Below are 13,920 nucleotides of genomic sequence, written 5' to 3'. Positions count from 1 at the left end.
CTTGAAATGAAAATTTGCTATATCGTATCATGGGATAGAGATTATATCCACTTATTATGTTAAAATTAAAAAAAATATCTTTTTCTTATCGTTGGCGGTTGGAGCGCTTCAGTGTCGATCTCGGAACATTATCCTATCGTTTGCCAGTGACGATGGGGCAGGGGAGGAAATAGGGTGGCTCAGGATATCAACATGCAATGGATTACGGCGATTTGCGATCATTACGAAATAGGGCGACCTTTAGGCGAGCTTATGCCGGTCTCCGGAGGCTTGCTGCACCGGATGTGGGAATTGCGGACGACGACCGGACATTTTGCATTGAAGCTGTTGAATCCTGAAATTATGTCCAGAGAAGGTGTCATGGCGAACTATATGCTTTCGGAGCGGATTGCGGCAGCAGCGGCCATGGCGGGTATACCCGTCGTTTCGGCAAAGAGAGTTAACGATAATCCTCTTAACCAGATATCAGGTACGACCGTTATGCTGTTTGATTGGATCGACGGATCCGTTTTGGCTCCTAGCGACTGTCGAACGGAGCACGCAAGCATGATCGGAACGCTGCTGCATAACATTCACCATATGAATTTCCGGGAGCAGCCTGTCCCTGTCTGGAAATCCTTTGGACAGGAGCATTGGAGAGCGTTAGCCGAGGAGGGCATCCGGAAAGGGGAGCGTTGGGCGCAGCAAATCGACCGCGGACTTGCGGAACTGCTGGAATGGAACGGGCGTTTTGTCGGCGCGAGCAGCGTGTTGAATCAGAGGCTGACCGTCGGTCATCGCGATTTAAATCCGAAAAACGTCATCTGGAAAGAGCGGTGTCATCCCTATATTATCGATTGGGAGGCGGCAGGTCCGACAAATCCGACGATGGAACTTCTAGATGCGGCTTTAAGCTGGAGCGGGCTCGACGCCGGCCAAGTGAATAAAGAGCTTTTTATGGCGATGATTAATTCCTATCGAAAAGCGGGGGGGAACGCGCTGACTAACGTAGAGGAGGGCTTCTACGGCAGGATGGGCGGCATGCTCGATTGGCTGGAGTACAATATGAGACGATCGCTCAGAACCGATATTTTCGGAGAATCGGAGCAGCGTATGGGCGCCGAGCAGGTACAGTTGACCTTCTCGTCCTTAAAGGAGCTCGCTGCTAACATCGAGGTTTGGTCTGAGTGGGTGAACCAGGGAAATTAGGGATGCAATCCTACGATCGAATGTGCCGCGAAAAATGTATATTATTGTTGTATTGCGCCATTCCTTAATCTATTCTGTAAGGTAAGTATACTTATGAAGCGAGCTGATAACGATGAAGACGGCCGGTCAAAAAATCAATCAATCGAATACACTCTTATTGATTTCGAGTATTTATACATCCTTGACAAAAGCGGAGAAAAAGGTGGCCGACTATGTCAAATCCAATCCCGAAGAAGCCGTCATGGCGACGGTTACGGATTTATCCGAGCAGGCAGGGGTAGGGGAAACGTCCGTTATCCGGTTTTGCCGCAAGCTGGGCTTCCGCGGATACCAAGAATTCAAGCTATCGATTGCGCAGGATCTCGTCAATGTGCCTTCTTACTCGAACGTAGAAATCGAGGAAGCAGACGATACGCTGACGAAAGCCCGGAAAATTACGCTTCGCAACGAGATGATGCTGAAAAACACGCTTGATCTTATTAACCCCGCGGATTTGGATCGGGCGGTGAAACGGATGCTCGGCGCGGATAAAATTTATATATTCGGCGTAGGTTCTTCAGGAATCACGGCGCTCGATCTTCATTACCGTCTGATGCGCATCGGTATGAACGTGGAGGCGCATCGGGACTCCCATATCATTGCGATGTCCGCTTCTCTCGTGAAGAAAGGGGATGTCGTGTTCGGCATATCGACCTCCGGAAGCACCCGGGATCTGGTCGATCCGATCCGGCAGGCTAAAGCGAACGGCGCAGACGTGATTTGCTTAACCAGCCATATGCGTTCTCCTATTACGGCACATGCCAACACGATTTTATTGGTGCCTTCCCGGGAAATGCCAACCGAAGGCGGATCCTTGTCCACAAAAATTACGCAGATCCATTTGTTGGATATTTTGTGCACGCTGCTTTCCCAGAAGAAGAATAATGCCTCCGAAGCTCTGGAGAAAACGGCACGCTCCGTTGTAGACAAACTTTATTAGAAACAAACGCGATTAAACGAAATGCAGGTATCGCAAAAAAAGAAGGAACTGTCCAAATGGCTTAACAGCCAAATGGCAGTTCCTTTTTTGTTTTAAGAAAGCAATCGTTTACTGTCCAGCCTCATCCTGCTTTTCCGCGGCGAAAGATTGAATGCTTTCTTTGCGGCGTTCGTTTTTGGCTTCGATCGTATTTTTCTCGTCAGCTGATATTTCATCCGCAAATTCGTTTAAGTACTCCTCTGCCTCTTGCAAATTAGCTTCCGTATTGTCAATATGCTGCTGCAAATGTACGGCATTATCCGCACGGTTATCTGGTTTTGCCAATGTAATCCCTCCTCTCCTCGCAATAATACTTTGTTAAGATGGCCCAAATCTTATTTGGTTATGCCAACAAAGTGCCATCAAATGAATGATTCAATTTTCTGACAATAAGAATAAAGGTATTTTTCTCTAATATATAAATTAATAGTGGAGCAAATTTCCATGATGACCCCATTTAAAAAGTATCCCTATGAAGGAGGAAGAATCACATGGGAAACGAATATTTTTAAGGTCTAAGCTCATAAGCAGCAGTTGCTTTAAAAGGATCATTTTTTCATAAAAAATAAAATTGTTGAATATTTCCTCCGATAATGATATCTTGTGATCAGGAAAGGAAAAAACTTCCTGGCAGCAATAATTGCAGCGCAATCCGAACCAACCAGACAATCACATAAATCGCAGCCGTAGACCTTCCAAACACAATGGGCAAGCATGCACCGATGAGGGGTTAGAACTTGAACCGATAACGGGGAGGGATGACCAGAATAAAGCCAAATCGCAGCAAATGTAAGGTAAGAGTGTGCTCTTGCATTTCATCCATTGGAGGGGTAAAGCTATGCGAAAAATGAAATTATTGGCTGTGATTCTATTGGCGGTTACGCTCGTTTTTGTATCGGCATGCAGCAAAGGCTCCGGTAACGGAAATGAAACGCCAACAAATAAACCCACGAATGATGCGACCCCCGAAACGGCAGCCCCGACGGAAGCGCCGCCAGCGGTCGAAGAGCCTGTGATCGACATGAACGGCGAGACGCTGAAAATTATACACTGGATCGACGGTCCGTCTGAGGAAACGCCGGAAGGTGCGGCCACTCTGGAGAAGTGGCGGGCTGCCGAAGAAAAATATAACGTGAAAATCGTATGGGAAAAGGTGCCTTGGGGCGAAAACATAAAAATGGTTACGAATGCCGCGCTTTCCGGCGAGTCGGTAGCCGATATCGTGCCTTTGGATTACTATTTCGCCGTGCCGGCCATCAACCAGGGATTGTTTATGCCCGTAGATGATTTCTTCGATTTTGACGATCCGAAATGGCCGGAAGGCTTGAAGCAGCACGGATCGGTAAACGGAAAAATGTACGGCTTTACCTCCAATATCAACAACGCCTCCGGGATCTACTACAACAAAACATTATTTGAGCGGGAAGGCCTGCCCGATCCCCATGAATTAATCGCGCAAGACAAATGGACATGGGACGCTGTCCTCGACATCGCCAAAAAAGCCACGAAAGATACGAACGGCGACGGCGTAACCGACCAATGGGGCATGACCAATATCGCAGGCAATCTGTCCCGGATCATCATCCATTCCAACGACTCCGCATTTATCCAGCAAAAAGACGGCAAGCATGTTTTCAACTATGACGATCCGAACTTATTAGAAGCTCTTCGCTTCTACAGCGATTTGTTTAATGTGCATAAGGTCGTCGCTCCCAACAAAAACGAGAACTTCGAGGATTATAACGATTCGCAGACGATGTTTAACTCCGGCAAAGCAGCTATGGTAACAGGCGAGGTATGGGAAGGCGCAACCAGAACGACGATGACGGACGAACAAGGCTTCGTTTATTTCCCGAAAGGGCCGAAAGCAACGAAATGGCAAGGCAGCATCGAAAATTACGTGCAGTTCTATATCCCGGCAATCGTAAAAAGAGCAAAAGAAAAAGCCTATATCTGGGAACAGATTCAAATGTGGGATCGGGTAGAGCCGATTAACCGCGAGGAAGCGGAGAAACAACTGCTTGCCGATGAAAGCGACATTGAAGTGATGCTCGATTCACTTAAATACGCGCAGCCGATCTTTCTCCCGCTTGGCGGAGCTTTGGGCGATATTTCCTATTCGATTGCGAATCGGGGCGAGTCGCCAGAAACCGTGCTGGAGCGCAATAAACAGATCGCCCAAGATGCGATCGATAAAGAACTGAATACGCAAGCACCGGCAGCGCAATAAAAATAAAGAAGCATCGCAGGGAATCCCGACGAGGGATTCCCGTCCTTTTATATGGACGGCCATTTGAAGAGGAAAGAGGGGTTCGCATGCTGAAGGTAACCAGGAAGACAAAGAGATGGATTGGCGCCCTATTGGCCCTGGTCATGCTCGTGATAATCGTCTCCATCGTTCCTGCGAGCCGATCATCAGGCAGCGATCACGTATTGGGAACAGTCCAAGCATCACCGAACCGATTGGAGAAGAAGACAGCCGCTTCCGCTTCGGCAGGCAATCGCTATGAGGATTATGCTGCGAAATATGCTGACGAGCCGCATCCTTCCGGCACGCAAAGGATTGAAGGAGAGTCTTATGCCGCTTCCGATGGCATGAAAGTTAGCGCTATGGAAGATTACGAGGGTGCTGCGACACCTGTCGTCGCAACGGAAGATTCGGGAGCTATCCACTGGGATGTTGATGTGCCGGAAGACGGGTTATATCATATCGGCTTGCGTTATTTTCCGATGGCGGGAAACACGTCCCCCATAGAAAGAGAACTCCTCGTAGACGGGAAGGTTCCCTTTGAAGAAGCTTCGAGGCTCGTATTTTCGCGGGTATGGCGCAATGAGCTGAACATGCTGGAGCAGGATGCCAAACAAAATGATTTGAGGCCGAGACAGGTCGAAAGCCCGCAGTGGCAGGAGCGAATATTGCGTGATGCGGAAGGTTATTACAGAGAGCCCTTTTCTTTTTATCTATCCAAAGGCCAACATCGAATTTCACTCGTTTCTCTTAGAGAACCGATGATCATAGACTATTTGACGCTTTTTCAACAAGAAGAAATCCCCGCCTATGCAAGCATGGCGCAAACCTACCAAGAGCTCGGTTATGAAACGACGAACGGCTTGTTTATCAAGTTTCAGGGCGAGGACGCCGCGTTCAAATCGAATCCATCCTTGTACCCGCTTAACGATCGCTCCAGTCCGGGAACGGAACCCTATCATGTATCGAAAATTAGAATGAATACGATCGGAGGCGTCAATTGGAAAATTCCCGGCCAGTGGATTTCGTGGGAAGTGGATATTCCGAAGGACGGACTCTATGAATTCGGTCTCAGGTATAAGCAAAATACGGTCAGAGGCGTCAATGTAGTGAGAGAGCTGTCCATTGACGGGAAAATACCCTTCAAGCAAGCCGAGGCTATACCGTTTCGTTATAACGGGGCATGGCAAATCGGAACGCCGGGCGAGGACGGAAAACCGTTTTTATTTTATTTAACGAAAGGGAAGCATCAAATCAAGCTGGAGCTTACGATGGGCGACTTGGCGGAAACGATCCGCATGGTGCGCTCGAGCATCCAGCAGCTGAACTCTCTATATCTCAAAATCATCATGATTACTTCCGCTTCGCCCGATCCTCTCCGCGATTACGAGCTGGAGAAGAAAATCCCCGAGCTGCAGAAGGTGTTCGAGGCGCAAAGCAATTTGCTTACCGCCGCTGCGGACCGGATGGATGAGATGGTCGGAGGAACGAGCGCCAGCACCACCATACTGAGAACAACCTCCTATCAATTGAAGGATCTAGGCAGCCGCACCGAGACGTTAACCTCGCGGCTTAAGAGCTTCAAGGACAATGTTACGGCGCTCGGGACATGGCTGCTTACCGTTAATCAGCAACCGCTTGAGGTCGATTACTTATTTTTCAAATCGCCGGACGTTTCTCTTCCGAAGGTAAGCACCGGAATGATCGGCAAATCCGTGCATGAGGTTATGTCGTTTGCAAGATCGTTTTCCGAGGATTACAGCCATATCAGCAACGAAAAGAAAGATGAAAAGACAGTAACCGTATGGATTGCGGCAGGCCGGGACCAGGCGCAATTGCTTCGCTCCATGATCGATAATTCCTTTACTCCGCATACCGGCATATCGGTAAATTTGCAGCTTGTCAATCCGGCGGTCGTTCTGCCTGCGACGCTGGCAGGGAAGGGACCCGATATTGCGTTGACGCAATCGGATGTCATTAACTTTGCGATGCGAAACGCGCTGCAGGATTTATCTGCTTTCCCGGAGTTCGATAAGGTGCGAGACCGGTTCATGGGCAGCGCTTTTGCCAGCTTTGATTATCAGGACGGGGTTTACGCGCTTCCGGAGACGCAGTCGTTCCCGATGCTGTTTTACCGCAAGGATATTTTGGAGGAGCTGAATCTGGACGTTCCGCAAACGTGGGAGGATATGTACCGGATCATTCCCGAGCTCCAGAAGCACAACATGGATCTGGCCCTGCCGCAAAATATCGTATTCGAATCGATGCTCTACCAAAACGGCGGACGGTTTTATCAGGAAGACGGTATCGCAACGGACCTGGATTCGGCGATCGGCATTGAAACGTTCCGAAAGTGGACGGAGCTCTATACCAACTATAAGCTTCCGATCGAATTTGACTTCATCAACCGTTTTCGGACAGGCGAAATGCCGATCGGCATCGCGGATTACACGACGTTCAACTTTTTGACCATTTTTGCCCCGGAAATTAGAGGCCAATGGAATTTTGTCGCGGTACCGGGAACCCGGGCGGAAGATGGAACCGTACGGCATGACACGATGAGCACGGCGACAGGAACGGTCATGTTTAAAAACGCCAAAAATAAAGAGGCCAGCTGGGCATTCATGAAATGGTGGACGGATACGGAAGCGCAGGTTACGTTCGGACGCGAAATGGAGGCCATACTGGGCGAATCTGCCCGCTATGCAGCGGCTAATCTGGAGGCTTTGCAGCAGCTTCCATGGTCGGCGAAGGAATTGAACCAGCTCGTTGACGAGCTCGAATGGGTCGTCGGAAGGCCAGCAGTTCCGGGAGGCTACTCGCTGGACCGCCATATTTACAATGCCTTTTACGAGGTGTACACGGAGGGCAGCGAGCCGCGGGAAACGCTTGAAAACTATGTCAGGACGATCAATCAGGAAATCACGATCAAGCGCGAAGAGTTCGATTTGCCGACGAAGTAGAAGGGAGGGCTCCAAATGATTCCGCTCGTCAAGAAAACCAAGCTTAGGCTGGAGAACGGAAATCCGCGGCCGCGGTTGAATCACACATGGAAGGAAATGAAGAAGAACAAGGTCATTTATGCCATGCTTGCGCCGTTCTTCCTCATCTTCTTTACTTTTACCGTCTTTCCCGTTTGCTTATCGCTGCTGGTCAGCTTCACCAATTTTAATATGCTGGAGTTTCCGCAATGGGTAGGCTGGCGGAATTACGCCCAATTATTCGTAAGGGATGATGTTTTCCTTATTGCCTTGAAGAACACGTTGATTTTTGCGGCAATCACGGGACCTGTCAGCTATATCGCATGTTTTGTGCTTGCTTGGATCATTAATGAGTTTCCTCCCAAAATCAGAGCCTTCGCGACGTTAGTCTTCTATGCTCCGGCTTTGTCGGGCAGCGCCTTTATCGTGTGGACGCTCTTGTTCAGCAGCGATTCCTACGGTTATATCAATGCCTTTCTCTTGAAATGGCATTTGATATTGGAACCGATCCTCTGGCTGAAGACACCGAAATACATTCTTCCGATCATTATCGTCGTGCAGCTTTGGCTCAGCCTCGGAACGAGCTTTCTTGCATTCATCGCAGGTTTGCAGAGTCTCGACAAGACGCTGTTCGAGGCAGGGGCAATCGACGGCATACGCAACCGATGGCAGGAGCTTTGGTTCATTACGCTGCCTTCGATGAGGCCGATGCTCATGTTCGGCGCGGTCATTCAAATTACGGCTTCCTTCGGCGTTGCGGAGGTGGCAACCGCTTTGGCAGGCTTCCCCAGCGTCAAATATGCGGGACACACGATCGTAACGCATTTGATGGATTACGGCTCCATTCGATTTGAGATGGGCTATGCGTCGGCTATTGCGACCGTGCTGTTCGCGATGATGCTCGGTTCCAATCTCATCGTGCGAAGGCTGCTGGCGAAGGTCGGTGAGTAAGCGTGATCCCTATCAGCTTTAAGAAGAAAAGAGTCAGCCGTTCATGGACGGGCGATATCGCCTTGTTTCTGCTGCTGGCAGCGGTCGGATATTTTATGGCCATGCCGCTGGTTTTTGTCATCAGCAATGCCTTCAAGCCGATTAATGAAATTTTGAAGTTTCCACCGGACTTTTTTGTCAAGAATCCGACGCTTACGAACTTTACGGACTTATATCATTTGCTTTCGGGCTCGTGGGTACCTTTTACCCGGTATATCTTCAATACCTTTTTTATCGCGATCGTCGGTACGGCCGGTCACGTTCTGATTGCTTCGCTTGCGGCGTATCCGCTGGCCAAACGGAAATTTCCAGGCAAGGGCATTCTGTTCTCGATCGTAGTCCTGTCGCTCATGTTCTCGGCAACGGTCACGCAAATCACGAATTACATGACGATGTCGTGGCTGGGTTTTCTGGATACCCACTGGGCTATCATCATACCGGCAATCGGCTCATCGCTAGGGCTCTACCTCATGAAGCAATTCATGGAGCAAATTCCGGATGCGCTGCTGGAGGCTGCGCAAATCGACGGCTGCAGTGAGTTCCGCATTTTCTGGAGCGTCGTCATGCCCGTCGTTAAGCCCGCATGGCTTACGCTCGTTATTTTCTCGTTCCAAGGTTTGTGGGGAGCAGGAGGGGCAGCCGGCTCCATGTACATCTACAGCGAGCAGCTCAAAACGATCGATTATGCGTTAAGCCAGATTTTGGCGGGAGGCATCGTCCGGACCGGTCCTTCCATGGCAGCGACGCTGCTGCTGCTAACGGTTCCGATTCTCATCTTTGTGCTGTCTCAGAGCAGTGTTATTCAAACGATGTCAACCTCCGGCATGAAAGAATGATGGGAAAGGGGAGGCTTACGTTGAATCGATTAAGTAAATATCTGCTGCTCTTCCCTCTACTGCTGATAATGGTTGGCATTTCAGTGCCGGTACACGCTGCGCCATACGATGGCTACAACTATTCTTGGTGGGGAGATCCCGAGCCGGCGCCCGTGCCTTATTTGCCGGTCAAGCAAATCGGAGGGGAACAGTTAAGCTCGGGACCGTTCAAATCGCCGGAAGATCTATACGTTACACCTGACAATCATATTTACGTAGCCGATACAGGGAATAACCGGATCGTCGTGCTGAATGAACAGGCAAGCGTGATTCAAACGATCGATACGTTTGAGAACGGCGATAAAGCGGATGGCTTCTCCGCGCCGCAGGGGATCTTCGTTCATTCAAACGGACATCTGCTTATTGCGGACACGGGAAATAAACGTATCGTCGAGCTGACAAAGGATGGCGGACTGGTCCGCGTGATCGGTGCGCCGGAGAGTGAAGTGCTTGGAGACAGCTTCGTATATGAGCCGATTAAATTGGTCGGTGATTCGGCAGGCCGGCTCTACGTTGTAGGCAAGGGCGTATTTAACGGCATCATGCAGTTCGATTCCGGAGGGAAATTCACCGGATTCATGGGCGTCAATAAAGTGCGTTACAGCGCCGCGGATTTATTCTGGAAGCGTGTCATGACGAAGGAGCAGCGTTCGAAGATGGTGCTGTTTATCCCCGTCGAATTCAATAACGTCGATATCGATAAGGAGGGCTTCATTTACGCGACGACAAGCGAGGAGTTTTCAGATGCGCCGGTGAAGCGTCTGAATCCCTCCGGAACAGACGTGTTGAAGCGAACGGGCTACCATCCTCCGAAAGGGGACGTCAGGTTCCGTATCGGCGGCACAAGATCCGGCACGTCCGCGATCCAAAGCGTCTCCCTTGACCGGAACGGCATTTACAGCATTTTGGACAACACGCGCGGACGGATATTTACGTACGACCGGGAAGGCAAGCTTATGTATATTTACGGTCTCCTAGGCGAACAGGTCGGCACCTTTAAGACGCCGTCCGATATCGACATGCTTGACGACAAGATGATCGTGCTCGATAAAGGCTTGAACCAGCTTGTCCTATTCGAGCCGACCCGCTACGGGCAGGTGATTCGGGATGCCGTAATTTTTAACGATTCGGGTGAGGAAGAGAAATCGGTCGAGAAGTGGCGCGAGGCGCTGCTTTTAAACAATAACCTGGAAATCGCTTATTTAGGAATCGGGAAAGCGGAGCTTAGGCAGGGGCATAATTACGAAGCAATGAAGCATTTCGAGCTTGGCATGCACCGTGAATATTATTCCCGGGCCTTCGAGCGCTACCGAAAGGATTTCATGTGGGAGCATTTCGGGAAAATTGCGGCAAGCGTAATAGCCGTCGCGGTTCTGCTCATAACGGCGAAAGTATTGATGAAGAGAAGGGAAACAGAGCCGGGAGTCGCCTTGATGGGGTGGTATACGATCTTCCATCCGTTTAACGGCTTCTGGGAGCTGAAGTTCGAGAAAAAAGGGAAGATTTGGTTCGCGCTCTTGCTGCTGCTCGTCCTCTCCCTTCTCTACGTCTTGAAGAGGCAGTTTACCGGATTTATCTTTAACCCAAGCGTTAATGCGGAGAGCGTAAATTTGCTCGACGAGATCAAATTCATCGTTCTCCCGTTTTTTTTATGGTGCATCGCCAACTGGTCCATGACGACTCTGATGGACGGCGAAGGGAAATTCAAGGAGATCGTAATGGCGACCGCATATGCGCTCATACCGGTCGTACTGATGCAAATTCCGCTTATCTTATTATCCAACGTGATCACGGTTCAGGAGGGCTCTTTCTACCGCTTGCTGGAATCGTTCGGATTCCTGTGGTTTTTCGGCTTACTGTTTGTCGGCATGCTTACGGTTCACCAATATACGGTAGGCAAAACCGTCATGACGATGATTCTGACGATGATCGTGATGGGCATCATCATTTTCTTGGGCTTGCTTTTCTTCAGTTTGGCGCAGCAGATGCTTTCTTTCGCGGCTACGATCTATAAAGAAGCGATGTTCAGATTAGGGGAGGGATAATTCCATGACGATTCACGATAATTTGCGGAAGTGGATGGCATTGTCCCTGCTGGTTGCCATGCTTTCGCTTACAGCATGCATGACTGGCTCGTCCGAAAGCGCCGAGATCCCTGCTGCTCAAACGGAGCCCTCCGATTCGGAAAACGGAATACCCGATGCTTCCCTCCGCGCCATGGACGCGTCGGTCCAAGCAGTGCCCCGAATCGAGGGCCTTGATCCGGCGCTTGAGAACGACGAGCTTCGGCTCTATATCAGCCGGACAACGGCAGAGATTGCGGTCCTTGATAAACAAAGCGGTCAGATTTGGCGGTCGAATCCGGACAGCGCGGAGGATAAGCTCGCTTCCCCTTACTTAAAGGGGAAACTAGCCTCGCAAATTTCGTTCGTCTACCTGACGCAAAACGGACAGAACAAGGATTACGACAGCTATAACAACAGCGTGAAATTTAAACAGTTCGAGATTAAACAATCCGCAGCCGGGTTAGCGGTCACGTACCTATTCGGCGATCCCGAAAAGGGGCTTGAATCGATTCCGCAGACGGTGGGCAAGGAACGGTTCGAGGAGAGATTGCTGAAGCGCTTGGAGGATCCGGCCGATCAAGAACAGCTGAAGGTCAGGTATAAATTTAATGAAGAGAAAAACCTGTACGAGCGCCGGGAAATTCCAAAAGCCGTGATGAAGAAATTGCTGGCCCTCTTCGAGAAAATGGAATATACGGAAGAGGATCTTGCCATCGATAACGGCGACGCAGGCAGCGGGGAAGCTGCGCAGGCGGCGGCCAATCCGAAATTTTCGGCAACGGTTCACTATACACTGGATGGCCGTGACCTGATCGCTTCCATCGATACGTCATCCATTACGGAGGATACGCCGCCTTATCGCATCCATTCGATCAGTTTGCTGGAGAATTTTGGCGCGGCAGGGCGAAAGGATGACGGCTATATTTTTGTACCCGACGGGTCGGGCACGCTGATTCGATTCAACAGCGGCAACATTCAAGCACAGCCCATCTTAATCCCGATATACGGCGAAGACAGCTCGATCTACGTAAGGGAGAAGTTCAACACGCTTGAGCCAAACCGGTTGCCGGTATTCGGGATGAAGAAGAATGATGCTGCTTTTCTCGCCATCATCGAGGAGGGGGAAGCGCTCGCCAAGCTGTCCGCGGACATAAGCGGGCGATTGCATGAGTTTAATACGGTTGCGGCCCAATTCCTTATTTTGCCTAAGGATGAGGTTCGTCTCAGCAATAACGAGATCATGCACAAAACGCCGAAGCAAACCTATAAAGGCAAACTGCAAATCCGTTATTCCCTGTTAAGCGGGGAGCAGGCTGATTATTCCGGAATGGCCGCGAGCTACCGCGCTTATCTGGAGAAGGCGTATGGACTGACCAAGCTGAAAACAGAGGGAGATACGCCGTTTTATCTGGAGCTTACCGGCAACATCCCGAAAAAGAAAAACCTGCTCGGCTTTCCTTACGAAGCGCTTGTATCCCTAACGGATTTGAAGGAAGCCGAGAAGCTCGTCGATCAACTCCACGCCAATCAAATTCAGAATGTTCGGCTTCGTTACAAGGGCTGGTTTAATGAAGGCTTAAACCATACGATTGCTTCGGGAATCGAAATGGATCGCGTCATTGGAAGCAAAGACGAATGGAACCGCTTAGCGGAGAAGCTCCGGAAGAGCGGCGGCGGATTTTACCCTGATGCGGCGTTCCTGCATGTGTATAGCAATTCCGGGAAATTCAGTCCAAGCAAAGACTCGGCACAGTACATCTCCCGCCGGTACGCGAAAATATATGAGTTCGACCGTGCCGCCTATTTTAAGCATAACGAGCTGTTGTCGCATTATTTGCTAACGCCTAGAAGGCTCGCCTCTACGGTGAATGGATTCCTGTCGGATTTCAAGAAGCTGAATCCCGGATCGATCTCCTTAAGGGATTTGGGCTCCGAGCTTTATTCCGATTTCCGCAGAAATGCAGAGGTGACCAGAGAAGACGCGAAGCGGATCGTAACTTCCCAGCTTCAAGCCATTTCGTCGCAGTCGCCTGACATGTTGGTCAACGGGGGTAATGCCTATGCGCTTCCTTACGCATCGCATATTCTTAACCTGCCGCAAACGAGCAATGAATACCAGCTGGCCGGGGAATCCGTACCTTTTATCCAAATGGTGCTGCACGGCTATATCGAATATGCGGGAAAAGCTTACAACATCGCAGATGACCAGCAGGTCCAAACGAATGTGCTGCGATCGCTCGAGACCGGCTCAAACGTCTATTTCAACTGGTTCTATGAGGATCCGTCCGTATTGAAGGAAACCAGGTTCAGCTATCTTTACTCGAACCATTACGAGCAATGGTTCGAAGAAGCCGTTCAAGCCTACGGCGAGGTAAACGAAGTGTTAAAGCAGGTTCGCGGACAGAGCATAATGAAGCACGAAAAGCTCGCGGAACGCGTCTACAAAACCGTATACGAGAACGGCTTGACGGTTTTCGTCAATTACGGCGGGGCTGCTGCCTCCGTCGATGGCGTGACGATCGAAGCAAATGATTACTTGGTTAAGGGGGGATAA

9 protein-coding genes are annotated in these 13,920 nt (G+C 50.0%); 8 read left to right on the top strand and 1 reads right to left on the bottom strand.

Annotation, left to right across the window (positions count from 1 at the left end; translation table 11 throughout):
* Window positions 1–174 precede the first annotated feature (174 nt).
* Both MRBLPE1_RS04465 and MRBLPE1_RS04460 read left to right on the top strand, forming a co-directional pair.
* Entirely contained in the window at window positions 175–1,188 is a 1,014-nt protein-coding gene (locus tag MRBLPE1_RS04465; protein WP_364142061.1) for a phosphotransferase, read from the top strand.
* Window positions 1,189–1,300: 112 nt separating this feature from the next.
* Window positions 1,301–2,167, top strand: coding sequence for a MurR/RpiR family transcriptional regulator (locus MRBLPE1_RS04460; protein WP_364142058.1), 867 nt, complete (start codon window positions 1,301–1,303; stop codon window positions 2,165–2,167).
* A gap of 108 nt (window positions 2,168–2,275) precedes the next feature.
* Here MRBLPE1_RS04460 and tlp read toward each other — a convergent pair whose 3' ends face one another.
* On the bottom strand, window positions 2,276–2,491 hold the full coding sequence (tlp, locus tag MRBLPE1_RS04455) for a small acid-soluble spore protein Tlp (RefSeq protein WP_364142055.1): 216 nt from the start codon (window positions 2,489–2,491) through the stop codon (window positions 2,276–2,278).
* A 553-nt stretch (window positions 2,492–3,044) separates the two neighbouring features.
* Here tlp and MRBLPE1_RS04450 point away from each other — a divergent pair.
* The 6 genes from MRBLPE1_RS04450 (at window position 3,045) to MRBLPE1_RS04425 (ending at window position 13,920) form a co-directional block, all read left to right on the top strand.
* Window positions 3,045–4,436: an ABC transporter substrate-binding protein gene (locus MRBLPE1_RS04450; RefSeq protein ID WP_364142052.1), complete on the top strand. Its 1,392-nt coding sequence runs from the start codon at window positions 3,045–3,047 to the stop codon at window positions 4,434–4,436.
* Between the two features lie 86 nt (window positions 4,437–4,522).
* Complete coding sequence (locus tag MRBLPE1_RS04445; protein WP_364142049.1) at window positions 4,523–7,417, top strand: extracellular solute-binding protein; 2,895 nt, start codon at window positions 4,523–4,525, stop codon at window positions 7,415–7,417.
* 96 nt (window positions 7,418–7,513) lie between these two features.
* Window positions 7,514–8,386 (top strand): carbohydrate ABC transporter permease, encoded by an 873-nt coding sequence (locus MRBLPE1_RS04440; RefSeq protein WP_364144485.1) that lies wholly within the window; start codon window positions 7,514–7,516, stop codon window positions 8,384–8,386.
* A gap of 2 nt (window positions 8,387–8,388) precedes the next feature.
* Complete coding sequence (locus tag MRBLPE1_RS04435; protein ID WP_364142046.1) at window positions 8,389–9,261, top strand: carbohydrate ABC transporter permease; 873 nt, start codon at window positions 8,389–8,391, stop codon at window positions 9,259–9,261.
* Window positions 9,262–9,281: 20 nt separating this feature from the next.
* Window positions 9,282–11,345 carry a YIP1 family protein gene (locus tag MRBLPE1_RS04430; protein WP_364142043.1) on the top strand — a complete coding sequence of 688 codons (2,064 nt, stop codon included), beginning with the start codon at window positions 9,282–9,284 and terminating at the stop codon, window positions 11,343–11,345.
* Window positions 11,346–11,349: 4 nt separating this feature from the next.
* Window positions 11,350–13,920, top strand: coding sequence for a DUF5696 domain-containing protein (locus MRBLPE1_RS04425; protein ID WP_364142040.1), 2,571 nt, complete (start codon window positions 11,350–11,352; stop codon window positions 13,918–13,920).

Origin of the sequence: Paenibacillus sp. LPE1-1-1.1, from assembly GCF_040676435.1 — a bacterium.
GTDB lineage: Bacteria > Bacillota > Bacilli > Paenibacillales > Paenibacillaceae > Pristimantibacillus.
The sequence above is the reverse complement of the archived record's forward strand: the minus strand, read 5'-3'. Positions and strand labels throughout refer to the sequence as shown.

What these genes read in the sequence shown, in the direction of transcription:
- MRBLPE1_RS04450 (WP_364142052.1), top strand. Translation starts at nt 3,045, where the DNA reads ATGCGAAAAATGAAATTATTGGCTGTGATTCTATTGGCGGTTACGCTC.
- MRBLPE1_RS04460 (WP_364142058.1), top strand. Translation starts at nt 1,301, where the DNA reads ATGAAGACGGCCGGTCAAAAAATCAATCAATCGAATACACTCTTATTG.
- MRBLPE1_RS04445 (WP_364142049.1), top strand. Translation starts at nt 4,523, where the DNA reads ATGCTGAAGGTAACCAGGAAGACAAAGAGATGGATTGGCGCCCTATTG.
- MRBLPE1_RS04425 (WP_364142040.1), top strand. Translation starts at nt 11,350, where the DNA reads ATGACGATTCACGATAATTTGCGGAAGTGGATGGCATTGTCCCTGCTG.
- MRBLPE1_RS04440 (WP_364144485.1), top strand. Translation starts at nt 7,514, where the DNA reads ATGAAGAAGAACAAGGTCATTTATGCCATGCTTGCGCCGTTCTTCCTC.